At 64.3% G+C, this 24,974-nt stretch carries 28 protein-coding genes, 1 tRNA gene and 1 pseudogene; 20 read left to right on the top strand and 10 right to left on the bottom strand.

Annotation, left to right across the window (positions count from 1 at the left end; translation table 11 throughout):
- The first annotated feature begins 1 nt into the window (after position 1).
- The gene (locus C470_RS14435) at positions 2-610 is read left to right on the top strand and encodes a TetR/AcrR family transcriptional regulator (protein ID WP_008368204.1); all 609 of its coding nucleotides are present in this window, start codon (positions 2-4) and stop codon (positions 608-610) included.
- A gap of 108 nt (positions 611-718) precedes the next feature.
- Here the strand turns inward: C470_RS14435 and C470_RS14440 are convergent, their stop codons facing one another.
- The gene (locus tag C470_RS14440) at positions 719-1,855 is read right to left on the bottom strand and encodes a mechanosensitive ion channel family protein (RefSeq protein WP_008368206.1); all 1,137 of its coding nucleotides are present in this window, start codon (positions 1,853-1,855) and stop codon (positions 719-721) included.
- Positions 1,856-2,010: 155 nt separating this feature from the next.
- Here C470_RS14440 and C470_RS14445 point away from each other — a divergent pair, with 155 nt between their 5' ends.
- The 4 genes from C470_RS14445 to C470_RS14460 all read left to right on the top strand — a co-directional run bounded on the left by C470_RS14445 (position 2,011) and on the right by C470_RS14460 (position 5,745).
- Entirely contained in the window at positions 2,011-2,259 is a 249-nt protein-coding gene (locus tag C470_RS14445) for a hypothetical protein (RefSeq protein WP_159369607.1), read from the top strand.
- Positions 2,260-2,268: 9 nt separating this feature from the next.
- Positions 2,269-3,321, top strand: coding sequence for a phytoene/squalene synthase family protein (locus C470_RS14450; RefSeq protein ID WP_152418689.1), 1,053 nt, complete (start codon positions 2,269-2,271; stop codon positions 3,319-3,321).
- 771 nt (positions 3,322-4,092) lie between these two features.
- On the top strand, positions 4,093-4,497 hold the full coding sequence (tnpA, locus tag C470_RS14455) for an IS200/IS605 family transposase (RefSeq protein WP_008368212.1): 405 nt from the start codon (positions 4,093-4,095) through the stop codon (positions 4,495-4,497).
- Positions 4,498-4,503: 6 nt separating this feature from the next.
- A complete protein-coding gene (locus C470_RS14460) occupies positions 4,504-5,745 on the top strand; it encodes an RNA-guided endonuclease InsQ/TnpB family protein (protein WP_008368214.1) in 1,242 nt (413 codons plus the stop codon).
- Positions 5,746-6,243: 498 nt separating this feature from the next.
- Here C470_RS14460 and C470_RS14465 read toward each other — a convergent pair whose 3' ends face one another.
- Positions 6,244-6,861 (bottom strand): TetR/AcrR family transcriptional regulator, encoded by a 618-nt coding sequence (locus C470_RS14465; protein WP_008368216.1) that lies wholly within the window; start codon positions 6,859-6,861, stop codon positions 6,244-6,246.
- Between the two features lie 172 nt (positions 6,862-7,033).
- Between C470_RS14465 and C470_RS14470 the strand changes: the two genes are divergently transcribed.
- The 8 genes and pseudogenes from C470_RS14470 (at position 7,034) to C470_RS14510 (ending at position 14,956) form a co-directional block, all read left to right on the top strand.
- Complete coding sequence (locus C470_RS14470) at positions 7,034-7,633, top strand: TetR/AcrR family transcriptional regulator (RefSeq protein ID WP_008368218.1); 600 nt, start codon at positions 7,034-7,036, stop codon at positions 7,631-7,633.
- Complete coding sequence (locus C470_RS14475) at positions 7,633-9,132, top strand: MATE family efflux transporter (RefSeq protein ID WP_008368219.1); 1,500 nt, start codon at positions 7,633-7,635, stop codon at positions 9,130-9,132. Before C470_RS14470 ends, C470_RS14475 begins: the two co-directional genes overlap by 1 nt.
- A 5-nt stretch (positions 9,133-9,137) precedes the next feature.
- On the top strand, positions 9,138-9,935 hold the full coding sequence (locus C470_RS15475; RefSeq protein WP_082226709.1) for a polyprenyl synthetase: 798 nt from the start codon (positions 9,138-9,140) through the stop codon (positions 9,933-9,935).
- A gap of 457 nt (positions 9,936-10,392) precedes the next feature.
- Positions 10,393-11,127 (top strand): CBS domain-containing protein, encoded by a 735-nt coding sequence (locus C470_RS14485; RefSeq protein ID WP_008368220.1) that lies wholly within the window; start codon positions 10,393-10,395, stop codon positions 11,125-11,127.
- A gap of 476 nt (positions 11,128-11,603) precedes the next feature.
- Positions 11,604-12,074, top strand: coding sequence for a restriction endonuclease FokI C-terminal domain-containing protein (locus C470_RS16340; protein WP_394295047.1), 471 nt, complete (start codon positions 11,604-11,606; stop codon positions 12,072-12,074).
- A 291-nt stretch (positions 12,075-12,365) separates the two neighbouring features.
- Positions 12,366-13,031 (top strand): annotated as a pseudogene (locus C470_RS14500) (phosphoribosylamine--glycine ligase); the annotation flags it as partial.
- Positions 13,032-13,131: 100 nt separating this feature from the next.
- Positions 13,132-13,692: a helix-turn-helix domain-containing protein gene (locus C470_RS14505; RefSeq protein WP_008368224.1), complete on the top strand. Its 561-nt coding sequence runs from the start codon at positions 13,132-13,134 to the stop codon at positions 13,690-13,692.
- A 61-nt stretch (positions 13,693-13,753) separates the two neighbouring features.
- Entirely contained in the window at positions 13,754-14,956 is a 1,203-nt protein-coding gene (locus C470_RS14510; RefSeq protein WP_008368225.1) for an HD domain-containing protein, read from the top strand.
- 47 nt (positions 14,957-15,003) lie between these two features.
- On the opposite strand, the gene C470_RS14515 is transcribed toward C470_RS14510, so the two are convergent.
- On the bottom strand, positions 15,004-15,408 hold the full coding sequence (locus C470_RS14515; protein WP_004597953.1) for a universal stress protein: 405 nt from the start codon (positions 15,406-15,408) through the stop codon (positions 15,004-15,006).
- Between the two features lie 164 nt (positions 15,409-15,572).
- Between C470_RS14515 and C470_RS14520 the strand changes: the two genes are divergently transcribed.
- The 5 genes from C470_RS14520 to C470_RS14540 all read left to right on the top strand — a co-directional run bounded on the left by C470_RS14520 (position 15,573) and on the right by C470_RS14540 (position 19,998).
- Positions 15,573-16,844 carry an HD domain-containing protein gene (locus tag C470_RS14520; RefSeq protein WP_008368226.1) on the top strand — a complete coding sequence of 424 codons (1,272 nt, stop codon included), beginning with the start codon at positions 15,573-15,575 and terminating at the stop codon, positions 16,842-16,844.
- Positions 16,845-16,875: 31 nt separating this feature from the next.
- Positions 16,876-17,655, top strand: coding sequence for a class I SAM-dependent methyltransferase (locus C470_RS14525; protein ID WP_008368227.1), 780 nt, complete (start codon positions 16,876-16,878; stop codon positions 17,653-17,655).
- A 59-nt stretch (positions 17,656-17,714) separates the two neighbouring features.
- Complete coding sequence (locus C470_RS14530) at positions 17,715-18,779, top strand: amidohydrolase family protein (protein ID WP_008368228.1); 1,065 nt, start codon at positions 17,715-17,717, stop codon at positions 18,777-18,779.
- 76 nt (positions 18,780-18,855) lie between these two features.
- The gene (locus tag C470_RS14535; protein WP_008368229.1) at positions 18,856-19,311 is read left to right on the top strand and encodes a hypothetical protein; all 456 of its coding nucleotides are present in this window, start codon (positions 18,856-18,858) and stop codon (positions 19,309-19,311) included.
- Positions 19,312-19,356: 45 nt separating this feature from the next.
- Positions 19,357-19,998 (top strand): thymidine kinase, encoded by a 642-nt coding sequence (locus C470_RS14540; RefSeq protein WP_004597941.1) that lies wholly within the window; start codon positions 19,357-19,359, stop codon positions 19,996-19,998.
- A 1-nt stretch (position 19,999) separates the two neighbouring features.
- On the opposite strand, the gene C470_RS14545 is transcribed toward C470_RS14540, so the two are convergent.
- The 4 genes from C470_RS14545 to C470_RS14560 form a co-directional block, all read right to left on the bottom strand.
- On the bottom strand, positions 20,000-21,190 hold the full coding sequence (locus tag C470_RS14545; RefSeq protein WP_004597939.1) for a PAS domain-containing response regulator: 1,191 nt from the start codon (positions 21,188-21,190) through the stop codon (positions 20,000-20,002).
- Between the two features lie 69 nt (positions 21,191-21,259).
- Positions 21,260-21,532 (bottom strand): hypothetical protein, encoded by a 273-nt coding sequence (locus tag C470_RS14550; RefSeq protein WP_008368231.1) that lies wholly within the window; start codon positions 21,530-21,532, stop codon positions 21,260-21,262.
- Positions 21,533-21,601: 69 nt separating this feature from the next.
- The gene (locus C470_RS14555) at positions 21,602-22,195 is read right to left on the bottom strand and encodes a transcriptional regulator FilR1 domain-containing protein (RefSeq protein WP_008368232.1); all 594 of its coding nucleotides are present in this window, start codon (positions 22,193-22,195) and stop codon (positions 21,602-21,604) included.
- The gene (locus C470_RS14560; protein ID WP_004597933.1) at positions 22,192-22,839 is read right to left on the bottom strand and encodes a class I SAM-dependent methyltransferase; all 648 of its coding nucleotides are present in this window, start codon (positions 22,837-22,839) and stop codon (positions 22,192-22,194) included. Before C470_RS14560 ends, C470_RS14555 begins: the two co-directional genes overlap by 4 nt.
- A 59-nt stretch (positions 22,840-22,898) precedes the next feature.
- On the opposite strand from C470_RS14560, the gene C470_RS14565 reads away from it, so the two are divergent.
- Complete coding sequence (locus C470_RS14565) at positions 22,899-23,435, top strand: CinA family protein (RefSeq protein WP_007346021.1); 537 nt, start codon at positions 22,899-22,901, stop codon at positions 23,433-23,435.
- A 72-nt stretch (positions 23,436-23,507) separates the two neighbouring features.
- A complete protein-coding gene (locus C470_RS14570) occupies positions 23,508-23,927 on the top strand; it encodes a universal stress protein (RefSeq protein ID WP_049897980.1) in 420 nt (139 codons plus the stop codon).
- Between the two features lie 40 nt (positions 23,928-23,967).
- On the opposite strand, the gene C470_RS14575 is transcribed toward C470_RS14570, so the two are convergent.
- From C470_RS14575 to C470_RS14585, 3 genes are all read right to left on the bottom strand, one after another.
- Entirely contained in the window at positions 23,968-24,171 is a 204-nt protein-coding gene (locus C470_RS14575) for a hypothetical protein (protein WP_008368233.1), read from the bottom strand.
- Positions 24,172-24,248: 77 nt separating this feature from the next.
- Positions 24,249-24,322, bottom strand: a tRNA-Thr gene (locus tag C470_RS14580).
- Between the two features lie 61 nt (positions 24,323-24,383).
- Entirely contained in the window at positions 24,384-24,947 is a 564-nt protein-coding gene (locus C470_RS14585; protein WP_008368234.1) for a GNAT family N-acetyltransferase, read from the bottom strand.
- Between the last annotated feature and the right edge of the window lie 27 nt (positions 24,948-24,974).

A 24,974-nucleotide genomic window follows, 5' to 3' on the forward strand; every position in this document is an offset into this window, starting at 1 on the left:
TATGGCTTCTGATTCACCCAAACAGCACTGGAGCACCGCCGAAGAAGAGATTATGGAAGCCACCTATCGAGCACTACTCAAGCACGGTTACGCCGACCTGTCGATCTCCCGAATCGCCGACGAACTCGATAAATCGAAGGCTGCTATCTACTACCACTACGACACGAAAGACGACCTTCTGGTCGCGTTTCTCGAGTTCGCCGTCGATAGATTCGAAGAGACGATCGAGACAGAGACAGGCGACGAACCGCCAGAGGATCTCGAGCACGTCATTGAGAAGCTCCTCCCGCTTCAGCCCGACGAGGAGCAACGACAGCTCCAAGCGGTGCTAGTCGGTCTCCGTTCCCAAGCCGTGACGAACGAGGTATTTCGCGAGCAATTCACGCAGATCGATGACCGACTGGCAGCTACCGTCCGGAGCATCGTCGAACGCGGCATCGACGACGGCACTTTCCGTGATGTCGACTCGTCGCGGGTCGCGGAGCATATCCTAGCGACGGTCAACGGCGCGATGTACGGTCGCGTGACGACAGACCGCAAAAGCGCCGCGGCGGCAGCACGCGTCTCGCTGGCCTCGTACATCGACTCCGAACTGAGGTGCCGGTCGTGAATCAAGCGGGGAGATAGGGTGACAAATCTCAGTCGTGCGGACGCGATCGCCGAGGCACGAACTCCACTCGAAGGAAATCGGTGATCGAAGAAGGGACACTGCTCCCGCTCACTCGGATCGATCTGTCGATGAGGTCGGCGAGTGTGAATCCGCCTCAGGTTGGCCGCTCAACTCGTCGTCAACGACTCGAAAGCCACCAGTCTCTTTCCTCCCCATAAGTTCACGTTGCGGGAACGGAATCTTGATTCCCTCGCGTCGGAACGCGGCCTTGACATTGTGGATGACTACTTGGGTAGCTCGCCATTTCCGTTGTGGGGTCGGTTTGTCGATCCAGAATCGCAGTTCGAGTATCACGGCCGAATCGTCGAACCGAACCGGGAGTACCTGCGGGGCGGGCTGACTCATGATCTCCTCGAGTTCCGTGAGCGCCTCCAGAGCGACAGCTTCGGCATGGTCGGGATTAACGTCGTAATCGATCCCGACTTCGACCCGGAGCCGAAGTTTCCCTTCGATGCTGCGATTGATGATGGTTCGATTGTTCACGGCTTCGTTCGGGAGCACGACGTGTTCACCGTCGAGATTACGGAGGCGGACGTTGTTGATGGTGATCTCGGTGATGAATCCTTCGTGATCGCCGATTCGGACCCAGTCTCCGATGGCGAAGGGCCGCGAAAGCATGAGAATAAACCCAGCGAGGATCGATCCGAGCGTCTCCTGGGCCGCAAACCCCAGCACGATACCCAGGACGCCGGCTCCCAATAGAAGATCGCTTAGCTGGACACCCCACAGCGAGAACGTTCCAAACACGGCGACGACGTAGATCACGACTTGACTGACGTAGTAGCCGACCCGGCGCTGGTGGTCAGACGTGACGCGGTGTTTCGAACTGCCACTGCCGAGGAGAAACCGCTTCAGGATGCGGGTGACGGTGTACGCGACGATGAACAGGAGTATCGTGAGCAGGAGGCGGACACCAGCCTCGATACCGAATTCGAGCACACCAACAACCGAGAGTGCGGTCCCAGCCGCGTTCCATCGGAGCACCAAGACGACGGCAGCGACGCTTGCCACCATCAGGAGGAGTCCCGCCCGGACGACCTCGGCGTTCTCCGTTCGAAGTCGGGTCTTCAGGCGCTTCCCGAGGTACCAGATCACAGCGCCGATGAAGACTGCTGCAGCGACGACTGACACCGTTTCGGTGAGTTCCGTGCTAGATTGAAGCGGGACAAGGAAGAACGAGAGCATAGACACGAGTGTTCGCACGTCTCCTATGATAATCCACGGGTTATAGTCTGGGTAGTATCGTGGATTCGCACGGCATTCGCGAAGAGTATCCGAGGGAGTTAAGTATACCTGACTAATTAGTTAGTAAGTGTGTACAGGCCAGGTATTCAGCAACCATGAGTGAGTCACAGAATTCGTTGAAAAATACGATACAGGTGTGGAACGAAGAGGGGCGTCTCTATGTCGTCGTTGGCATGATCACGGCGATACTCTCGCTCGTGTTTATCCCCTTGTTTGGCCTCCTCGCCGTGTATTGCGGGTACAAGTTATACGATACCCAAGAGAAAACAGTACTGCCTATCGTGATGGCCGGGCTCGGCGGATTTGGGTTTCTGTTCTGGGTCTATTTCCTCACTACAGTATAAGCTCCCAAAATGATGACCGATCCATCTCCTGAGCCAGATATCGCCTGGTGTCACGAAGCGGTACAGGACGTCTCGCGTACCTTCGCGTTGACCGTTGACGTACTGGAAGAGCCGATGTCGTCGCACATCTGCCTGGGGTATCTGCTATGTCGCGTCGTCGATACCATCGAAGACGCCGGTCATGTCTCACCTGAATCGCAAGTAAAGCTCTTACGAACGTTCGATGCTGCGCTCGATCCCGCCAGTAACGGGACGATGAACGAGTTCCGGGCAGCGGTCGACGGTTGGTTGCCACCGTCAGCCGACCGCAGCGCCGACTGGTCCGTCGTCGCCCAGTCTCCGACAATTTGGGCGACATTCACTAACCAGCCGGAATCCGTACAGACGGCCGTCATTCCGCTGGTCCGGGAGATGGTTGACGGAATGACGATGTTCGTTGAGCGCTACGCAGACACTGGTGGACTCCGTATCAACGATCGCTCCGAACTCGAACAATATTGTTACTACGCTGCTGGTACCGTCGGCAGGCTTATCACGAATCTCCTCACCCGGGGGAACGTCTCTCAGAAACGCGCTCAAAGGCTGTACGACACAGCGGACGAGTTTGGACTCCTCTTACAGATGGTGAACGTTTCGAAGGACGTGTACGACGATTACACAGAGGAAAACAACGTCTATCTCCCGGCCGAGTGGCTCGCTGACGAAGGGATCGATCAAGAGTCTATCCTCCGCACCGACAATCGAGAACCACCTGCGAACGTTGTCGAACGGACGGCCTCCTACGCGGGGACGTTCCTCGATGACGCCCAAGCGTACATTAAGGCGATGCCACTCACGCACGGTAATACGATGGCCGCGTGGTCCATTCCGTATTTGCTAGGCGTGGGAACAATCAGGGAACTCCACACCCGCCCTGAAGACGCACTCACCGAGTCTGGTGTGAAGATATCGCGGCGAGAAGTGATTGCCGTGATGGAGGCGGCTAGTACCGCTGATCGTAACGCGATTGCTGAACTCCGCAAAACTATCGCGCACAAACCGTACCACCAAGCCCTCAACTAACGACGTTCATATTCTTGTATCAGTGGAAGCGTTCGTGGATCTGAGTGGACAGCACCGTCCGTACACCATTGTAAGAATATGTTGATAGGGCTCTGTTGAGATCCTATTCTTCAGACAATTTCTCACCTGAAACACCCGGTCACTGAAGAGTGCGAATCAACCGGTCAAAAAATATTCCATGGCGTACCCACAGCTGAGCGACCACAATTAGTGGGACTGTTCAGCCGATAACCCGTTTGCGGGTTACTGCGGTGAGTGTCCACAAGAACATCCATAGGAACAATACTGTGATGACCAGCCCTGTCGAAGCCAACGCTCCAAGCGGGCTCATCACATCTGCCAACATCGGAAGCAAGAGCAGTAAGACAACCCCAGCTGAGATGCCTCCACCCAGACACTCAAGGAGTGGCCAGAACGGATTCTCACCTGTCTTATTGTTGTGGTCCGGGGGGGAGTACGATTCCGCTTCCGCGTTGATTGGTGTGGTCATACATACCACTCAAGCTAAACTAAATCTTTGATCGTTATAAATATGCCGGCGAGTCTGTGATTAAATCTGATAGGCGCTATTGACTCGAGGGAAACGCTGCTATCCTTAGCTGAAAGTAGGCGCTAAGCCCCCTTCCTCAGCGAGTGCCGACCGAATGGGAGGTGCGAGCAGGGAGGGGATACAGCGCCGCACAGTTCTCATACACGATTCGGTAGCAGGCCTACAGACCCACGCAGTCACAACGTTTTTGCAGTAGGGTAGTATAGTATTGATCGAACCCAATGGAGTACGACCTCGACTCGGGAGCACACTCGACGTATTCCCTGCACTACCACCTGATACTCACCACGAAGTATCGGCGCGGAGTGCTAACCGAGGAGCGAACCCAATTCATTCACGAGGTCATCCGCGGGTTCACGGACAACTACGGTGTCGAACTGACGAACCTCGACGGCGAGGACGACCACGTTCACATCCTCTTCCGAGCGAAACCCACCACAGACCTCGTGAAGTTCATCAACACGGTCAAGGGCGCGACCGCCCGCCGTATCCGTAACGAGTACGAGGATGAACTGAAAACCGAACTGTGGGGCGACTCGTTCTGGAACGACTCGTACTGCCTCATCTCGACGGGGCAGGTATCGCTGGATGTGCTGAAACAGTACGTCGAAGACCAGCGGGAGTAGATTGTCATGTACTACGCCTACAAGTACCGTCTCAAGCCGTCCGACGCCCACCGTGAGGAGTTGGACCGCCACCGAGACATTTGTAGGCAACTGTACAACCACACGCTCTACCGTCTCAACGAGTACCAAGACGAACACGGCGATCTGCCGTCCATGACCACCCTACGGTCGGAACTTCCCGACCTCAAGAAGTGGTGGGACGGCCTCTCGGACGTGTACTCGAAGGTTCTCCAGACCGTCGTGGAACGCCTGTTCGACAACCTCAAAGGCCTCTCCAAACTCAAGGAGAACGGCTACGCCGTCGGTCAACTCAAGTGGAAGCCGCCACGGGAGTTCCGCAGTTTCACGTACAGTCAGTCTGGCTTCAAGCTCGACAAGAAGGGCGGTCAGACTGTGCTGTCACTCTCGAAACTCGCGGACATACCGATTCGGCTTCACCGCGCCATCCCCGACGACGCGAACCTCAAACAGGTCACAATCAAGAAAGAACCGACAGGCGAGTGGTTCGCCACGTTCGGCGTCGAAATGGACCGCGAACCGCCCGAACCGTCTGAGAACCCCGAGAAGTGCGTCGGTATTGACGTGGGGATTCTCAAGTACGCCCACGACACCGACGGCACGGCTGTCGGGTCGCTCGACCTCTCAGACGAACGCGACCGCTTGGAGCGCGAGCAACGGAAGCTCTCGCGCAAACAGCACGGGTCGAACAACTACGAGAAGCAACGGCGTCGAGTCGCGGAGTGTCACGCCGACCTCCGACGGAAGCGCCGTGACTTCTTGCACAAGCTCTCGGCGTACTACGCTCGGGAATACGACCTCGTGGCGGTCGAAGACCTGAATGTGAAGGACATGATGGAAACTCCGTCGAACAGCCGTAATACTGCGTCTGCCGCGTGGCGAACGTTCCTCTCGTTGCTCGAATACAAGTGTGAGCGAGAAGGGACGCACTTCGTCGCGGTCAACCCGAGAGGGACGACCAAGGCGTGCGCGTCGTGCGGCGTTTCGACCGACAAGCCGTTGTGGGTCCGTGAACACTCCTGTCCCGCCTGCGGGTTTGAGGCGGACAGAGATGCGAACGCGGCGTGGAACATCCTTTCTCGCGGCCTCGAAGACGTAGGAGTGGGATACTCCGAATCAACGCCTGTGGAGACTGCGCTCCCTGTGGACACGCCTGTATCTGCAAAGCGCGTCGTGGAAGCAGGAAGCCCTACCCTCAAGGAGCGAACGGCGTCAACCGTGAGCGAGTAGGGTAGGGTAGTTCACAGAGCGTGAAACAGGAGATAGGGCACAAGAGATCACAAGGATTCCGTGCCATCGAGCAGGTTGTATTGACCGCAGATGAGTTGGGGGGTCACTAGTAGAGAATTTCAACAGATCCGATTCGTGGTCCATTCTCTGTATTTGATACACCTCTTGTAACAAGTTACAGGAAGATCAAGACTGACCGCGAGATGTGTATTTTCTGTATTGACGATAGCCAGTCAAAATGTATCTCCTAATGAGGATTTCAACAAAGCCGGATTTCGGAAACACAAATCAACGTATCATCGACAGAGAGGTCAGAGGTACGTTTGGTAGACGATGACGTTCCCGTCCCAATCCCCGTTTACCGCAGACTCAATACGAGACTGTATGCTAGGTAATGTATAGTGGTGGTGAACCATATGCTCGTGCTATCCTGACCTCTGCTTGAATTCAAAGACCAGAATATCCCCTTCGGGTCCTGTATTTAGCTGCCTCTCTGTTCTATGTATCTTCGCTTCCGCCTGTGTCAGCTCTGAGGACTGCGTTCACGTATTCGTCCGCGGTTCGTCTGGCCGTTGCGAGCGTTTCAGTCTCGTCCAGAACGACTGCTCGAGTGCGCCCCCCGTCGACGATGGTCATGAGTGCCCGTGCTACGTGTTCGGAGTCAACGTCAGTGAATATGTCTTCACTAATGCCGTGATCAATCACGGTCCTAAGCAGATACTGGACGTACTCGTCGTTCTGCTGGAATCGGTCGGCGAACGCTTCCTTGTACGGCGCTTGACTCCGCATCTCCAGCATTGCGATCAACAAGTCGTGGTGGTCTTCGGGAGCAACGAGCAACTTGTCGAGTAGAAGTTCCAATCGCTGTTCGGGAGCGGTTGTCTGAACCTCATGTATCGTCTCACCGAATTGGTTAAGCACATAGTCCAGAAACGCGACCAGGAGGTCATCTTTCGTGTCGTAGTGGTAATGAACGGCAGCGGTCGATTTCCCGTACTCATCGGCAATACGTTTGATCGTGAGATCTGCGTATCCGTGGTCGCGAAGCGCGCGATAGGTCGCACGCATAATCTCCTCGTCAGAATCTGACGAAGTCCGGTCCGGCGGGTCGGCCATTAGTAGAATATTCGTCCTGCTCCAAATAACAGTTTTGACACACTCGTCAGAACCGTTGGCGCGATATCCTCCCGTAGCGGTTGGGTTGGACGAAAGTATCGATAGCCCCCGGTTGAGTTTTGTACTCCCGAAGTCTTTTGACTAACCGGTTAGTAAGTAAAATATCGACTACATGGCAAACGACCCAGCCACTGAGATCCTGGACGCCACGTACCGTGCCCTCTGCGAGCATGGCTACGCAAATCTTACACTCCAGGATATCGCTGCCGAAGCAGACGCCAGCAAGTCGTCCATCCACTACCACTACGATTCAAAAGACCAGTTGTTCGTTGCCTTCCTCGACGACCTGTACGAGCGATTTACCGACCGAGTGGACTCTCCCGAGGGAGATACGCCCAACGAACAGCTTGAAGAGCTCCTTCAGGTTCTACTGACTACCGACGCTGAGCCGCCTCTGAGAGAGTTCCGAACCGCAATGCTCGAACTGAAGGCACAGGCCCCGTACAATTCGACTCTACAGGAACGTCTCACCGATTTCGATGAGTTCCTGATCGAACAGTTGCGAGAAATACTCGCGGCTGGCATGGACGACGGTGAGTTCGACGACGACATCGAGCCAGCCCGCGACGCAGAATTCCTCGCAACGACAATCACCGGCGCACAGACTCGCCATGTCACAATCAACCAGTCCTCTGACCAACTCTACGATACGATGACCAGATACATCGAGCGACATCTCCTCGCCGACGAGCAACCGGAGGTTGGACGGTAATGGGGTTGTTCAGCCGTATTGGTTCGCTCTTCAAGGGCCCAGAAGAGTTCGACCTCACATCGGGTGGAATCGCGAAACCACTGTTTTTTCTCTCGATGCCGATCGTCGTCACGAACCTCTTCCAGACCGCGTACAATTTGGCGGACACGTTTTGGCTGGGCCAGTACAGCACCGATGCACTAGCGGCGATCAGTTTTGCGTTCCCGATGGTGTTCCTGCTTATCTCACTGGGAATGGGGATTTCAGTCGCAGGAAGCGTCCTCGTCGCCCAGTTCACGGGCGCTGACGAGGAGCGGGAAGCCGAGTACGCGGCGTCTCAAACCGTGACCTTCGCAGTCATCGCATCGGTGATCCTCGGCGCCATCGGATACTTCGCCATCGAAGACTTCCTCGCAGTAATGGGCGCGTCACAGGACGTCCTGCCGCTAGCGACGAGTTACATGGAGGTCATTTCACTGGGGCTGCTGTTTATGTTCGGTTTCGCGGTGTTCATCGCGCTAATGCGAGGGTACGGTGATACCATCACCCCGATGCTGGTGATGTTCGGGTCGGTCGTCCTGAATATCGTCATCGACCCATTCCTAATCTTTGGGTTCGAGAACAACCCCGTTTTCGGGATGTTCGGACTTGGTAGTCTCGAATCCACGCTATTCGCCGTAACTGGCTACACGGGTTCCGGTATTACTGGTGCGGCACTTGCAACTGTCTTTTCCCGCGGGCTCGCGCTGGTCGTCGGCCTTGCAGTCATGTTCCGAGGGACACGCGGCGTCCAGATCCACATCCGTGATATGGTTCCGAACCTCTCCTATCTGCGACGCCTCGTCCGGATCGGGTTACCTGCTTCTATTGAGGGGATGGGCCGAGCGCTGTCGATGAACCTGCTGCTGTTCATTGTCGCGTTGTTCCCGGACGCGGTCGTCGCTGCTTACGGTATCGGCACGCGGGTCTTCTCGGTTATTTTCCTCCCCGCCATCGCGGTTGCTCGGGGAGTCGAGACAATGACAGGCCAAAATATGGGTGCGGACAAGCCGGACCGTGTCGAAAAAGCGGCAGGGCTGGCGTCGAAAGTGCTCTTCACCGTCCTCACGGTCGCGGGGGTCGTTGTCTTCTTCGTCGCGGCACCCATCGCCGACGTGTTCACGACCGACCCCGAGGTCGTCGACATCGCCGCGCAGTTCCTTCGCTACGTCGCGTTGACCTTCGGGTTCATCGGGATTATGCGAGCCTATACGGGCAGCTTCCGCGGTGCCGGCAAGACGCTCACCGCGGCGGCGATCTCCGTGCTGATGCTCGGGATTATCCGGTTCCCGATTGCATGGATCGCCTCTGGACCGCTCGGTGAGCGCGGAATCTGGCTGTCGTTCGCGATTTCGAACGTCGTTGGAGCGATCATCGCCTATGCATGGTACCGGCGCGGCACGTGGCGCGAGAGTGACTTGACCGAATCCAAAGTTGACATCGACGAGACCAGTGTCGAGACAGCAGCAGGTGATGACTGAAACCTATGACTGACACAGAGCCTGTCCACCCCTCACAGATCGAGCGCCACTTTAAACAGGTGCTCAGCACCGCGGACGAGGCCAACCCCCCGCTCGTTCACGATGTACTGGACGATAGCCCCGACAGGTGGTACGGACAGTTGGTGGTGACCGTATACGATTCACTGTCAGATCACCAGGACTGTGAGGATGTCCTTCCTTACGCCGCCGCAGTCGAATTACTCCGGGGATACGTTCGTCTCCGAAATCGGCTACTCCTCACTCTCACTAATAAACACGCGCATTCGCTTACGCTGGATCCGACAGCGGCACTGCTGGCCGGGGATTATCTGTATACAGCGGCATTTTCGTCACTCGGTTCAAGACCCGACTCTTCGTCGAGTGAGTGTTTCGAGATACTGACGACAGCTCTCGAAACCGTCACGGAGGCATTTGCGCGCACCTACACCGCGGCCGGATTCACAGACCACAACCAAGCGAAATTTCTCGATGACACTGCGGGGAGTCTCGGTGAAGGTGCGGCGGCCCTTGGAGCGACACTGGCTGGTGTCGACGAACCGGTTCGCCGACACTGCGAACGACTCGGTCGCGGGCTCAGTACCGCCCGACAGATCAACTACGTGCTCGATATGGATCCAACCGAGGCGATGGTTGTCCCGCCCACGTTCGATGAGTCACAATTCCGTCAGTATGCAGAACAGCGGCGAGATGAGGCTGCTCTGGCTCTCGACACCCTGTCAGAGACTGTCGACGTAACGCGTCTACAAGAGTTCGCCGATGTGACTGTAACGGTACACGACTAACAGAGCTGAGCTACTAATTACGACGCACTCAATTAATGACACGGGTACCTGACAGATTCACACTGTAACCTACCACGCCCTGAAATGCGGGACATTCAGCGTGGATTCCCTTTATAACCGCTGAGCGCGGTAGGCGAATACTCACCGTTCACTAACCTGAATTTCCGTATCAGACAGTAGAAGACATCGATTCATCTGCGAACAATCCAGTGATAACCGTGTCTATCAGTGCCTCCTCAACCTCATCATAGGTCTCGTTCAGGACGACAGGTGTGTCCTGGGCTTGCGTGACGAACAGCAGCGACCGTAGGAGTCCTCGTACTATATCCGGATCGTCTATCCGGAGACGCATCTTACCGACCAACACCTAGAGACATCGAATACTACCTGGACAAAGCGGTCGTTTGGATACGGACGGAAACGCATAGTTAGCTACGGGCCAACGTTCTGAGCATCCATGTACACAATCGCTGACCTGCCCATCGAAAACACCCTCCAGACCGTCGAATATGACCTCGGGCTCGAATCGGCGCTCCGTCGGATGTTCGAGAACAGCTACACCCAGATCGGTGTCGAACGTGACGGCGAACTCGTCGGGATTGTCACTTACAGGTCCGTGGTCCGGACCCTCCTTGCATTCCAGCGGCTGGAGGTCGGACACAAAACGCTCGATAAGATCTCGGTCGGAGCGGCCGTCGAAGATGCACACACCATCAGCGAAGATGAGAACCTCCTCGCCGTATTCGATTCGCTCGCAGAATACACGTACATCGTGGTCAATCGAGACGACGAGTGGCGGATTCTGACCGACTACGACCTCCTGACGCGACTGAAACAGATGCTCGAACCGTTTCTGCTGATTGAGTCGATCGAGATGCAGTTGCGTGATATGTTCACGCGAGTGTTTGGGGATTCGCTGTCGGAGCAGTTGGCCGAAACGTTCGACGAGGAACACCCACTACCAACACCGGCGTCAATCGAGCACTGCAGTTACGCACACTACGCACAGTTCATCTCGATTCACTGGGGGGAATTTGAATCACTCTTCGATGATCAACAGGACGTAATTCGCGAGCTAGTGCTTGAAATCGGAGATATGCGTAATCAGCTCTTCCACTTTCGAGTCGACGACCCGGACGAATTTGACCGAGACCTGCTTCGTTTCGGTCAGTCGTACTTTTCCTCCGTGTAACTTCTGAGTTCGTGCGCGGGGGGTCCTGAGTATCATACGGCTTGACGGCAAATCGAGCAACTGGCCTGGGCTCTATGCATTGAGAGAGCCAGTCTCAACTACTCTACTTAGAAGATCACGACCGGTTCGTTCAGGATGGCGAATACGGAGAAGACTACGTCGAGTTCATCGAAGCACTGGACGCGTTAATCGACCGTGCCACAGAAACGACCGACTCCGACTGGGACTACCGAGACATCTCGAATGCGATCTACTGGGAGCAAGAACTCCGCCCAGAGTGGGAAGCAGATGAGGAAGAGACAGAAGATTCGACGGGAGGAACGCAGGAAGAAGACGTTCGCGCTAGCTTCCTCCCACCTATCGTCTCTGACCTGAGCGCTGTCGCAGAGCGAGACAGTGAGATTGAAGCAGAATACGAGAAGCAGGACAGAGATTTAGCGGTCGTCTTCGAAGAGAAACTCCACCACGCGTTTCGAATCCTCGGCTTCGACGTCGAAGAACTCGGGCAGGGCTCCGGTCGTCAGCCCGACGGTATCGCTACCGCCGTTCGAAACGACTACGCCATCATCTATGACGCGAAAGTCCGCGGTGACGGCTACTCTATCGCCACGGACGACCGAGCGATTCGAGAGTACATCGAGACGCACGCCCGGCAGTTGCGCGATCAAGGCGTTCGTCGCATCTACTTCGCCATCGTATCCTCGACGTTCACCAATCCCGATCAGGGCACGCTCCGCGAGCTTAGAGAGACAACCGCCGTAGAGAGTATCGTATTCCTTAGCGCTGAGCTACTTGAGGAACTCATGGTACTTCGTCTCCGGGAACCGTATCTGAATCTGGATGATATCCGGGCGGTGTTCGGAACGAGAGACGGCATCTTCCGTCGAGAGGAATTTAACAACGTCCTCCCCGACTGGAGAGACGTCACCGTCGACGAATTCCTTTAAATTATCGCCACTCCCTGCTACTCACTTCTCTCAGTAGTGAGTAGATCTAACCTCTTGAAGGATGAAGCATCGTCACATATGTCTACACGGTTTCGTAGTCATCGGTGGGCCCCAGAGTATTCCAGCGGTTTCTCTCTGTGTCGGAAATTACGATTTCTGAAATCGTGATTTCTTCCCTGAGGGGTACTTAAGGGGAAATCAGGCTGAAAACCTTATATCGGGAATTTCAGCGATAGGAAGCCTGAAATACCGTATTTTGATTTTAAAATCCATATTAGATCTCACGTTTGCGAGCACAAGAAGCTGTTCCCGGGAAACATCGGCCCGTCGACCGGGGAGATGGGGACCTCGATGTTCTGGGCGGGGAAAAACAGGCTGTTCCAGGAGACCTTCGGCAAGATCGAGGGATGGCTCTCCGACGAGGGGTACGTCGGCAGCATCGACATCAACTGCATCGTCAACGAGACGGGTATCTACCCGCTGGAGTTCACCCCGCGGTTCGGCTATCCGACCATCGCGTTACAGGAGGAGTCGATCGAGTCGTCCACCGCGGAGTTCTTCCGCGACCTCGCGCACGGGAACAAGCCCGATCCCGAGGTCCACGGCGGCTACCAGGTCGCCGTCAGGGTCGTCCTGCCGCCGTTCCCGTTCGACGACGAGCAGACGTACGACGAGAACTCCCGGAACGCGGCGGTCGTCTTCGAGACCGAGGACCGAACGGGGATCCACTTGGAGGACACGAAACAGGTCGACGGCCAGTGGCGCGTCGCCGGCGAGAGCGGGATGCCCGTCGTCGTCACCGGCAAGGGAGAGACGATGGGCGCGGCGCGAGAACAGGCGTACGGCCGGATCGACGACGTCGTGATGCCCAACATGTACTACCGCGACGACATCGGCGAGCGCTGGGTCGACGGCGACGGCGACCGCCTTCAGGTGTGGGGGTACCTCGGCCCGTGACCCCCGCCGCGAGAGACGACTCCGGAGCGGTGTCGACGACGGCGGCCGCGACGAGCCCCGCCTCCACGACTTTTTAACGGTCCGGACCACTACACGGGGTATGCCGAAGTACTCGACGGGCGGCGGCGGCGGCGGCGGCGACGGCGACGCGTGCGAGCTCTGCGGTCGCGAGACCACTGACCTCCGGAAGGCGACGGTCGCCGGCGCGAAGCTGCTCGTGTGCTCGAACTGCCGGCCCCACGACGACGCCGGCAACGCGCCGAGCGGCGGCGGCGGGTCGCGCGGCGGCAGTTCCGGCGGGAGCCCCGGCGGTGCCGGCGGCGACTCGGGCTCAGGGGCGACCGAGAGCCGGAACAAGGAGCTCGCCCGGAAGCAGGCGAAGATGTACGACTCCGCGACCGGCGACTCGAAGCGCTGGGAGGAGGAGGGGACGAGCTACGAGGCGGACCGCCTCCCGTACCTCGTCTCCGGCTACGGCGACGTCGTCACCGAGGCGCGACAGGACGCCGGGTTGACCGTCGAGGAAGTCGCCGCCGAGCTCGGGGTCGACGAGGACGACCTCCTCGCGGTCGAGGACGGGCGGGCCGCGACGGCCAACGTGGGCGGGTCCGTCGTGCGCGCGCTCGAAGAGCGGTTCGGGATCGACGTCGTCGACGAGTGACTTCCGTCCACCCCGTCGCCGAGGCGAAACGACCAATCCGGCGCGGAGCGACCGTCCGCCAATGAAGGCGATCAAGGACAGCGTCCACGGCCACGTCCGGCTCGGCGAGGTCGCCGCCGAGCTGGTCGACACGCCGGCGTTCCAGCGGCTGCGACACATCAAACAGCTGTCCACGGTCCGGCTCGTCTACCCCTCCGCGAACCACACGCGGTTCGAGCACAGCCTCGGCGTCTACCACCTCGCGCGCAGCGCGATCGAGGGGCTCGGCGTCGACGACGACACGGCCGCGCACGTCCGGGCCGCGGCGATGCTACACGACGTCGGGCACGGGCCGTACGGCCACCAGACCGAGGGGATAATCCGGCGCGCGACCGGGCGCGACCACGACGACGTGCGGTGGCTGCTTACCGACGCGGACCGCGAGGTCTGTCAGGTCCTCGAACGCAACGGGCTCGATCCCGAGCGCGTCGCCGCCCTGATAGACGGCGAGGGCGCGCTCGGCCCCCTCGTCTCGGGCGAGCTCGACGTCGACCGGATGGATTACCTCGTGCGCGACGCCCACCACACCGGCGTCCCGTACGGCACCGTCGACACCGGCCGGCTCGTCACCGAGCTCCGGCTGATCGGCGGCGACGGGAGCGGGGCGGCCGCCGACCTCGTCTTGGACGAGGGGAACGTCGCCACCGCCGAGAGCCTGCTCGTCGCGCGCTCGCTCATGAACGCCGTCGTCTACCGCCACCACGTCTCCCGGGTGGCGGGCGCGATGCTGGAGCGCGCCTGCGAGCGGTACCTCGACCGCACCGGGACGGACGTCGAGGCGTTCCGCCGGATGGCCGATCACGACCTCCTCGTCGCGCTCCGCGACCGCGTCCCGGGGCTCGGCGAGCGCATCGAGCGGCGCGACCTCTACAAGCGCGCCGTCTGGGCCGGGATCGACGAGGTGCCGGCGGGGACGGTCGACGCGGGACGCGCGGAGGAGCGGGCCGCCGAGCGCGAGATCGCGGACGCCGTCGGCGTCGACCGCGACGCGGTCCTCGTCGACATCCCCTCGCGCCCGGCGCTCAAGGAGGCCGGCTCCGCGGTCGTCGTCGACGGCGTCCCCCAGCGGCTGGAGGACGCCTCCGAGCTCGTGACCGGGCTCCGGGCGGCCGAGCGCCGCCGCTGGACGCTCGGCGTCTACTGCCCGGCCGAACGCGTCGACGCCGTCGCGGCCGCGGCGCGGGACGTTCTGGGACTGCGCGCGACGGGACGGCCCTCTGCCTGAGCGTCGCGGGCGACGTCGGCCCCCGAGCCCGCCGCTTCTGCGTCGACTCAGTCCCCGGCCGACACCGGGACGGTCAACACGGGTCGGTCCGCGTTCAACACGACCGTCTGCGTGGTGCTACCGAAGACCGCCTTGCCGGCCGGGCTCCGCTTGCGGCCCGACACGCAGATGAGGTCGACGTCGGCGGCGTCCGCGGCAGCGATGAGCTCCTCGCCCGGATCGCCGCTCGCCTCGTGGTGGACGCAGTTCACGCCGGCGTCTTCCAGGATCTCCCGGGCGCGCCGCACGGTCCCGAGCTGGTGGACCGACGCCCCCTCCGGGTTATCCTGGAAGACGTGACAGAGGTGTGCGGTCACCTCGTCGGAGTCGCCCGGCAGGTCGACGACCGCTTCGGCCTGTGCCGTCGCCCGCGATTCGTCGTCGAGCCCGACGCCGATGAGTACGTCGTACATACGCGACCGTTCGCGGGGCCGGATGTTAAATCGTGCCGCAAATTCGCGGGCGACGGAATCGGTCGGGGGCAGAGTCGGCCCGCGAGGACAGCGGCCCGCGGCGCCGCTCCCCCGACACGGGCGACACTCCCAGCCTTTTATCCCGTGCCGCCGAAGGCAAACGCATGATCACGGTCAAGGACACCGTCCACGACCACATCGAGATCGACGGTGTCGCCGCGGCCCTCGTCGACACCCCCGCCCTCCAGCGGCTCCGCCACGTCAAACAGCTCGGGACGGTCCAGCTCGTCTACCCCTCCGCGAACCACACCCGGTTCGAACACAGCCTCGGCGTCTACCACCTCGCGAGCCGCGCGCTCGACCACCTCGGGATCGAGGGGAAACGGGCCGACCGCATCGAGGCGGCGGCGATGCTCCACGACGTCGGTCACGGACCCTTCAGCCACAACCTCGAATCGCTCACCCACCGCCGCACCGGGAAGTACCACGACGACGTCGACGAGCTGCTCGCGACCGGCGCGGTCGGCGAGGTGTTGCGCGACCACGACCTCGACCCGGACCGGATCGCCGAAATCGTCGCCGGCGAGGGCTCGTACGCCGGCCTCGTCTCGGGCGAGCTCGACGTCGACCGGATGGACTACCTCGTGCGCGACGCTTACCACACGGGCGTCCCGTACGGCACCATCGACACCGAGCGGTTCGTCCGCGAGTTAACGTTCGTCGAGCGCGGCGCTGGCGCGGACGGCGACGGCGGGGGCGGACCCGATCGCGACGGCCCGGAGCTCGTCTTGGACGAGGGGAACGTCCAGACCGCCGAGAGCCTCCTGCTCGCCCGCGCGCTGATGAACCCGGTCGTCTACACCCACCACGTCGCGCGCATCTCGAAGGCGATGCTGCGCCGGGCCGCGAGCGAGCTCCTCGACGCGACCGCGACGACGGCCGCCGAGCTGCGCCGGATGGACGACCACGACTTCCTCGCCGCGGTCCGCGACTGCCGGGCGACCGCCGAGCTCTCCCGCCGCTACGACGAGCGCGACCTGTACAAGCTGGCGGTGTGGGCCGAGTACGACGACGTCCCCGACCGCGTCCACGACGCGGACCGCGCGGCCGAGACCGCCCTCGAACGCGAGATCGCCGCGGAGGCCGGCGTCGCCCGCGATCACGTGATCCTCGACGTGCCGCCCGAGCCGACGATGCGCGAGTCGACCGCGCGCGTCACCGTCAACGGCGAGATACGGCGGCTCGAACGGCAGTCGCCGCTGGTCTCCGCGCTCCGGACCGCGCAGCGAAACCAGTGGCGCCTCGGCGTGTACGCCCCCGAGCCGGCGACCGACCGCGTCGGCCGCGCGGCCGCGGACGTGCTCGGCCTCGACCCCGACGGGCTCGTGACCGAGGTGCGCGGCGCGATGCCGACGACGCTCGACGAGTTCGAGTGAGGTTTATGCCGACCCCGTTCGACGTGCCGGCGTGACCGACGCGCACCGCGAGAACCGCCGCCTCTGGAACGAGTGGAGCGACGCGTTCCAAGCGCTGTGGAACGCCGACACCGACGAGGGGGGATCGCCGCCCGCGCCGACCCCGTTCGACTCCGACGGCCACGCGGCCACCGGCGCCGAGTATCCGCCGCCGATCGAGGAGGCGGCGGTCGTCGAGCTGGGCTGCGGCGGCGGACAGGGGACCGTGGGCACCGCGCTGGCGGGCGCCGGCCGGGCCGTCGGCGTCGACATCTCGGAGGAGCAGCTCCGACACGCACGGCGCCTCCGGGACCACTACGGCGTCGACGCCGAGTTCGTTCAGGGGGACGCGACCGGCGTCCCGCTCGCCGACGACGCCTTCGACGCGGCGTTCTCGGAGGCGGCGTTCCAGCTCGTGGCGGACCTCGACGCCGCCGTGCGCGAGGCGCGCCGCGTCCTCCGGCCGGGCGGCGCGTTCTACATGGCGGTGATGCACCCGTTTCGGGAGCTGATCGACCCGGACGGCGGCGGCCCGCGCCGGGGGTACCACGCGTCCCCTCGGCGGGAGATCGAGGTCGACGAGTCGTACGACGCGGAGCTGGTCGCGTTCGACCGCACCGTCTCCGAGCTCCACCGCGCCCTCGTGGACGCGGGGTTCGCCGTCGAGCGCGTCGTCGAACCGGAGCCCGAGGACGGCGAGACGACGAGCGAGGGCGACGCCGCGGCGGCCGCCGCCCCGCGGGCGCTCCTCCCCGAGACGCTCGGGTTCTGGGCCCGACTCGACGGGCGCTGAGGCCGCCGAGCGGGGTTGCTTCCCGTGACGTTTTAACCTCGGGCTGGCGAGCCTCCGGTATGCATCTGGAGGGGACGGTGCTGGTCGGCCCCGACTTCGAGCCGGTCGAGGGCCGGGTCGTCGTCGCGGACGGCGAGATCGTCCGGGTCGAGCAGGAGTCCGTCGAGAGCGACGAGGTGATCCTCCCGGCGTTCGTCAACGCGCACACCCACATCGGCGACTCGATCGCCAAGGAGGCGGGCGAGGGCCTCTCGCTCGACGAGCTCGTCGCGCCGCCGGACGGGCTGAAACACCGCCTCCTCCGGGCGGCGGACCACGGGGAGAAGGTGGCCGCGATGGCGCGCACCCTGCGGTACATGGAGTCGACGGGCACGGGGACGTTCCTGGAGTTCCGCGAGGGCGGCGTCGACGGCGTGAGCGCGCTCCGCGACGCGCTCGCGGGCGAGGGGGTCGGGTTCGGCGAGCGCGCGATCGAGGGGGTCGTCTTCGGCCGCGACGACCCCGACGTGCTCTCGGTTGCGGACGGGTACGGCGCCTCCGGCGCCCGCGACGCCGACTTCGACGCGGTCCGGGCGGCGACGCGCGAGGCCGGAAAGCTGTTCGGGATCCACGCGGGCGAGCGCGACGCAGACGACATCAACGCCGCGATGGACCTCGATCCCGACTTCCTCGTCCACATGGTCCACGCCGAGGGGATCCACCTCGAACGGCTCGACGACCGCGGCACGCCTGTGGTCGTCTGCCCGCGCTCGAACCTCGTGACGAACGTCGGCGTCCCGCCGCTCCGCGAGCTGGCCGAGCGGACGACGGTCGCGCTGGGCACCGACAACGTGATGACCGACTCGCCGTCGATGTTCCGCGAGATGGAGTTCGCGGCGAAGCTGTCCGACCTCCCCGCCCGGGAGATACTGCGAATGGCGACGGTCAACGGCGCAGAGATAGCCGGGCTGAACCGCGGCGCGATCGAGCCCGGCGCGGACGCGGACCTGCTCGTCCTCGACGGCGACTCCGACAACCTCGCCGGTGCGCGCGACCTCGTCCGCGCGGTCGTCAGGCGCGCCGGCCACGCCGACGTCTCGCGCGTCGTGATCGGCGGCGAGCCCGTCGTCCCGCGCGACGACTGAGGCGCCGACGGCTCGGGGCTCCCGACCCGTTTCCGCCGCCGACGGAGTGAAACCGCTTCCGTCCCTCCCTCCTCCCATGACGACGCTCTCGCTGCTCGCCGGCCTCGCGCTCGGGCCGGTCGTCGGACTCGTGGCGACGCTGGCGATGGACGTGGCCATGGCGCGGCTCCCCGAGGGAGCGACGGCGCCGAAGGTCGCCGCGGGGGTGCTCACGGACACCCCGGTGGACGACGCGCCCGAGCGGCTGGCGACGTGGGTCCACTACGTCGCCGGCGGCGGCTCGGGACTGCTGTTCGTCGGCCTCGTCGCGGCGGTGGAGGCGGCGCTCGGCGTCGGGGTCGCCGTCGCAGTGGTGGTCGCCGGCGTCGCGCAGTTCGCGCTGATGGTCGGCTTCTTCGCGCTCGTCCCGCTCCCGCGCGCGCGCGGGCTCCCGCGCCAGCGGCTCGGACCGATCCGGCGGGACTGGGCCGTCTCCGCGGCGACGTACATCCTCGTCGCCGCCGTCGCCGTCGCGGTCGCGACCGGGTTCTGACCCCGGAGAGAAACGGTTTAGTCGCTGGCTCCGGCCCGATCGGGTATGCACGCCATCACTCGATCCGGGTGGATCGAGGTCATCTCCGGGTCGATGTTCTCGGGCAAGACGGAGGAGCTGCTCCGGCGGCTCCGGCGCTCCGAAATCGCCGGCCAGTCGGTCGCCGTCTACACGCCCGCGATCGACGACCGCTACGGCGAGGCGACGATCGGCAGCCACACGGGCCGGCAGTGGGAGGCCACCGTCGTCGACAACGAGGGCGACGGCCCGCTCGACATCCTCGACGACGACCCCGCCGAGGTCGTCGCGATCGACGAGGCGAACTTCTTCTCGGAGGCGCTCATCGAGGTCTGTAACGCCCTCGCGGACCGCGGCAGCCGCGTGATCGTCTCGGGGACGGACCAGACGTTCCGCGGCGAGCCGTTCGATCCCCTCCCGCAGCTCATGGCGACCGCCGAGTACGTCGACAAGCTGCAGGCCATCTGCTCGGTCTGCGGCGAGCCCGCCTCCCGGAACCAGCGGCTCATCGAGGGCGAGCCCGCACACGTCGACGACCCGACGATCCTCGTCGGCGCCGAAGAGTCCTACGAGGCGCGGTGTCGCGACTGCCACGTGCTGTTGACCGGGGACCGCCCCGACGAGGAGCGCCCGTTCGAGAGCGCCGAGGCCGACTCCGCGAACGACTGAATCAGTCTGCTCGCTCGGACGAACGCGCCCGCCGGTAGGCCCACAGGTGACCGTCTCCGTCCGGCAGGTCGATCGGCCGATAGGTCAAAATCAGCGTGTCCCCGTCCGCGAGCGCGAGCCGCTCGCCGTCGATCGGGCGCCGGCTCCCGACGATCCGCTCGATCCGTTCGACGAACCCCTCCGGGTCGGCGAACCGCTCGCTCAGTTCGGCGGCGAGCGCCTCGCAGTCGCGGCCGGCGGCGGCCTCCGGGTCGCCCTCGACGCCGAACAGCTCGTACAGCCGCTCGTTCACTCGGATCACCCGTCGGTCCGCGTCCTCGACGAGCATCCCCACCGGGAGCGCGTCGAGCGCGGTCGACAGCACGGCGTTCGACCGTTCGATCTCACGTTTGCGCGCCTCCGCCTCGGTGACGTCCTCGAACTGCGAGAACACGCCGATCACCGCCCCCTCGGCGTCGGTCACGACCTGGTTGTGCCACGCGCAGCGGATCCGCTCGCCGTCGCTGCGGACGTTCTCGTTGACGCTCTGGTAGCCGCCCTTATCGGAGAGGAGGTCGCGTTCGAGCGCCGCCACGTGTCGGTGCTCCGGCTCGGGAACGAACGGGAGCCACGTGCCGCCGAGCAGTTCGGACTCGTCGTAGCCGAGGATCTCTTCCGCGGCGGGGTTCACCCGGACGATCCGGAAGTCGGCGTCGTACTCGATCGTCCCCAGCGGCGACTGGTCGATGAACCGCGAGAGCCGCTCCTGGCTGGCGGCGAGCGCGACCCGCGACCGGTGCTGGTCGACGGCGTTGCGCACCCGGTTGGCCAGCACCTCGTACTGGTCGTTGCCGCCGACCTTCTGGATGTAATCCGTCGCCCCCGCCGAGATGGCCTCGCTCGCGATCTCTTCGCTCCCCTTCCCGGTGAACAGGACGAAGGGGACCTCGATACCGCGGTCGCGGACCCGCTGGAGGAGCGTCAGCCCGTCCGTTCCGGGCATGTCGTAGTCCGAGACGACGCAGTCGATGGGCTCGGTCTCCAGCGCGTCGAGCGCGTCGCCGACGTCCGTCTCGGAGCTCACCTCGAACGCCTCGTCGATCCGTTCGAGGTAGGTCGCTGTCAGATCGAGGTAGTCCGGGTCGTCGTCGACGTGAAGCACCCGAACCGTCGACGCGTCCTCCGACCCGGAGTCCACGGGAGGCTCCGACATGCGAAGTTGTACCGAGGGCCGCCAGATATACGTTCGGGTGGGTCGGGGCGACGCCGGCAGCCTATCGGCTCACGCCGCGTCCGCGTCGGCGTCGTCGTCGCGCCCGTCCGCCTCGTCACCTGCCGCGGCGTCGTCCGCGGTCGCGAGCCGGAACAGCCCCACGAGCGCCGCGGCGGCGACCAGCGTACCCTCGGCCTTCGCGGCCGCGTACGTCCAGTCGCGCGGCTCCGCCTCGCCGGCGTTCCGGTAGAGCGCGCGCGTCCAGAGCGCGACGGCGCGCCGCGGCGCGACGGCTTCGAGCAGTCCGCCGATTCCGGCCGCCAACAGCAGTAGCGCTTTCATGCGACCCCCTTCGGCGCCGACCCTCAAAAGCGGAGCGGGGACCGTCGCGGGCGGTCGGGCTCGGGGCGCTCAGCCGCCGCTCGCCGGCTCGGCCGCGTCGAGGTAGCGTCGGCAGGTCGCGGCCGCCCACTCGCGGACAGTGGGGTCTCGCGTCCACAGCAGCGCGGCGACGCCGGCGTCGTCGATCAGGCCGACGGCTGCGCGGTCGTCGCCGAGGGCCACCGCCACCGGCGACTCGCCGTCGTGGCGGTACGCGTCGACGCCGCGGTCGGCGAGCGCGCGCCTGACGACGGGTCCCGTCGCGCCGGAGAGGCGGTCGGCCGCGGACCCGGTGAACACGACGCGGGCCGACCGCGGCGCGCTGGGGTCGGTCCCTCCGTCCGTTCCGCCGTCTCCGACCTTCAGCGACGCGTTGAGCCGACGGGCGAGGTCGGCGTCGAGCCGCGGGACGACGGCGACGACGCTGTCCGCCTCGCCGAGGAGTTCGGCGAGCCGCTCCGCGGGGGTCGCGGAGTCGCTCCCGGCCGCCTCCCCGCGAGTCGATTGGCTCCCCCGCTCGACGACAGCGATCCGCCCGTCGAGTTCCGCGAGGTCGGCGTCGACCGCGCGCGCCACGACCGATCGGAGGACCGCCGCGGGCGACGCGGAGCCGTCGTCGCTCACGCGTCTCGTTCCCCGGCCGGCCACCGAGCCGGCTCGTCCGGGCGCGTCGGATACGACTGCCGGCCGCCGCTCGACTTCTGTGCGAGCAGCCGCGCCGTCGCGCGCCGGCGGTCGCCGGGGCGCTCCGCCGTCGTCTCGTCGTAGTACCGCACGCTCAGCCCGAGCCCGGCGCGGAGCAGCTCGTTCGCCGCGAACCGGTACCGGTCGTCGCTCGGCCCCGACGGCGACGGCGCCGCCGACCGGAGGTGCCCCTCCACGAAGAGGTAGCCGTCCGGCGCGAGCGACTCGACGAGGTCCGCGAACCGGTCGAGCGTGTGGAAGTAGCTCATCGCCACGAGGTCGTACGCCTCGGTCGGGAACCCGTACGTCGAGACGTCCGCCCGAACCGTCTCGACTCGGTCGGCGACCCCGCGTTCCGCGGCGCGCTCGCGGACGATCCGGAGCCCCTCCGCCGAGGCGTCGAGCGCGTCGACGTCGTAGCCGCGGTCCGCGAGGAACACCGCGTTGCGGCCGGTGCCGGCCGCGACGTCGAGCGCGCGGCCGCCCGGCAGCGACGGCTCGTAGGCGCGAAGCACGGGGGACGGCTCCGGCGCGCGCGGGTACTCGCCCGACGCGAAGCGCTCGTCCCAGTCGGTTTCGGTCACGCTCGCCTTTCGACGCCACGGGGCGTAAACCTCAGGGGCGACCGCCCGGTGTAGGGAGCATGGAGGACACGACGGACCCCGCGGCGCGGCTGAACGCGCTCCTCGCGGACGGCGACGAGACGCTCGCGACCGCGGAGTCGCTCACGGGCGGGCTGGTCGGGTCGCGGGTGACGGACGTGCCGGGCGCGAGCGCCTACTTCGACCGCGGGTTCGTGACGTACACCTACGACGCCAAGCGCGAGCTGCTCGGCGTCTCCCGCGAGTCGCTCGACGCTCACGGCGCCGTGAGCGAGCCCGTGGTCCGCGAGATGGCGGCTGGCGCGCGGGACCGAGCCGACGCGGACTGGGCGGTCGCGACCACGGGGATCGCGGGCCCGACCGGGGGCACCGACGAGAAGCCTGTCGGGCTCGTCTGGTTCGGCGTCGCGCACGCCGCGCCGTGGGGCACCGAGGAGTCGTTCGTCCGAGCCGAGCGGGCCGTCCTCGACGGCGACCGCGACGCGGTGAAGCGGTGCGCGGCCGAGCGCGCGCTCGACGCGCTCGTCCGAGCGATCGAGGACGTCGGCGGTGAGCGCGTCGAGGACGCGGACGGGTGAGCGCGGGGTCGCCCGAGGCGCTCGGCCCACACCACCACGTGCGTTTATCTGCTGCCCGCGCCTATTGCCAGTATGATAGAGCGCGTACTCGTGGCGATGGACGGTTCCGACCTCTCCGAGCGCGCGCTCCGGTACGCGCTCGACGGCCACCCCGACGCCGAGATCACCGTGTTGAACGTCGTCGGCGGCGCGTCGCCGATGATGGGACAGGCGGTGGGGATCGCCCTGTCGGACGACGGCGAGGAGGGGATCCGCGAGGCCGCCGAGCCGGTGTTCGAGCGGGCCCGCGAGATCGCCGCCGAGTACGACGCGGCGATCGAGACGATCGTGGAGGCGGGACGGCCCGCGCGCCAGATCATCGAGCACGCCGAGGAGTTCGACGTCGTCGTGTTGGGCACCCACAGCGGGTCGCTCGCGGACCGCCTGCTCGTCGGCAACGTGGCCAAGACGGTGTTCCAGCGGTCGCCGGTGCCGGTCACGGTCGTGCGCTGAGGCGGGTTCCCGCTCGGAGTCGGCGCGTGCGCTCAGGTCGCTACTCGATGTAGGCGTTCCCCACGACGGCGACGAGCAGGGCCGCGATCACGATCCACGTGAGCGGCTCGACCGCGAGGAGGCGGAGGGGGCGCGCGACCGACTCGTCGAAGCCGAAGAGGGCACCGCCGGCGACCGCGACCGCGATCACGAGCGCGCCGACGATTCCGGCGACGCCGAGCAGCGCGCGGTCCGACGAGTCCATACCCGACGTGGGCGTCGGGGCTACTTAAGAAATGTCCGAGGAACGGTTCCGCAATCGGATTCTGCCCCTCCGCGGGAAGCCAGGGCAGGGATTTGAACCCCGGAAGTCTCGATTACAAGTCGAGTGCATGAACCACCCATGCTCCCCTGGCGCGTGCGGTCGTACTCGGTCCTCCTATGTGTGCGTGTCGCTTTCCGCGAACCCGGCCGGCGTCAGTCGCTTTCGGCCGCGGGTTCGGGGTCCTCTCCGCTCTCCTCGCTGCCCTCGTCGCCCAGCGACTTCGTGAGTTCGACGCGGTGGCGGTCGTAGCCGTGCTCCGCGTAAAATTCTCGGGCGCGGTCGTTGTCGGCGAGCGCCTCCAGCGCAACGCGGTCGGCGCCCGCCTCGTCGAGCGCGCGCTCGGCCGCGTCGAGCAGCGCCGCGCCGACGCCCTCCCCGCGCCGCTCCGGGAGTACGAACAGGTTGCTGACGGTCCCGCGGACGGCGTCGCGCTCGTAGTCGCCGCGTTCCAGCGAGAAGCCGACGAAGCCGACCGGCCGGGGCTCCCGGTCGCCCTCGCCGTCCGCCTCCACCGCTGGGTTCGGATCGCGAGCGACGAGCAGGTCGCCCGTGACGACCGACTGCGCGACCCACTTGCGGACCGTCGCGCGGTTCGCCTCGGCGCGGAGCGTGGCGCCGTGCTCGCGCTGGCCGGCCGCGAGCGCCACCCACATGTCGGTGACCGCGTCGACGTCGTCGGCGGTCGCCGGCTCGATCCGCGCGTCCGTCTCGCCCATGCGATCGCCTTCGGCTCGGGGCCTGTT

The organism is Halorubrum distributum JCM 13561 (assembly GCF_000337395.1).
Taxonomy (GTDB): domain Archaea; phylum Halobacteriota; class Halobacteria; order Halobacteriales; family Haloferacaceae; genus Halorubrum; species Halorubrum distributum.